Origin of the sequence: Polymorphospora sp. NPDC050346 (assembly GCF_040655695.1) — a bacterium.
Classification (GTDB): domain Bacteria; phylum Actinomycetota; class Actinomycetes; order Mycobacteriales; family Micromonosporaceae; genus Polymorphospora; species Polymorphospora lycopeni.
In genome coordinates, this window is sequence record NZ_JBFAKM010000026.1 from 18,069 (window position 1) to 19,179 (window position 1,111).

Sequence of the window (1,111 nt, forward strand, 5' to 3'; positions counted from 1 at the left end):
CCCGACCTTGCTGGGGCCTTGAACAACCTCGGCAGCCGCTATGCCGAGGTAGGACGATGGCAGGACGCGGTGGCGCCGACTGAAGAGGCCGTCGAAACCTTTCGAATGTTGGCCAGTACCAACGCGGCTTTCCTACCCGACCTTGCTGGGGCCTTGAACAACCTCGGCAGCCGCTATGCCGAGGTAGGACGATGGCAGGACGCGGTGGCGCCGACTGAAGAGGCCGTCGAGACCTATCGAATGTTGGCCAGTACCAACGCGGCTTTCCTACCCGGCCTCGCTGGGGCCTTGAACAGCCTCGGCAGCCGCTATGCCACGGTAGGGCGACGACAGGACGCGGTGGCGCCGGCTGAGGAAGCTGTCGAACTCCGGCGGACGCTGGCCGATGCCAACGACGCTGCCCTGCCCAACCTCGCTATGGCCTTGAACAACCTCGGCGGCCACTATGCCGAGGTTGGGCGACGGCAGGACGCGGTGGCGCCGACTGAAGAGGCCGTCGAAACCTATCGAATGTTGGCCGATACCAACGCGGCTTTCCTGCCCAACCTCGCTGGGGCCTTGAACAACCTCGGCGGCCACTATGCCGGTGTAGGGCGACGGCAGGACGCGGTGGCGCCGACTGAAGAGGCCGTCGAAACCTATCGAATGTTGGCCGATACCAACGCAGCTTTCCTACCCAACCTCGCTGGGGCCTTGAACAGCGTCGGCATCCGGTATGCCGGTGTAGGGCGACGGCAGGACGCGGTGGCGCCGGTTGAAGCGGCCGTTGAGACCTATCGAATGTTGGCCGGTACCAACGCAGCTTTCCTACCCAACCTCGCTGGGGCCTTGAACAACCTCGGAAGCCACTATGCCGGTGTAGGGCGACGGCAGGACGCGGTGGCGCCGACTAAAGAGGCTGTCCACACCTTTCGAATGTTGGCCGGTACCAACGCAGCTTTCCTACCCAACCTCGCTGGGGCCTTGAACAACCTCGGCATCCGGTATGCCGAGGTAGGGCGACGGCAGGACGCGGTGGCGCCGACTGAGGAGGCCGTCGACTTCTGGCGGACGCTGGCCGATACCAATGCGGCTTTCCTACCCGACCTCGCTGGGGCCTTGAACAGCCTCG

Annotated in this window: 1 protein-coding gene; it reads left to right on the plus strand. The window is 64.6% G+C overall.

What is annotated here, in order from left to right:
* Positions 1–18: 18 nt before the first annotated feature.
* The coding region (locus AB0I42_RS24445; RefSeq protein WP_357540395.1) for a tetratricopeptide repeat protein at positions 19–1,111 on the plus strand (1,093 nt) is incomplete at its 3' end.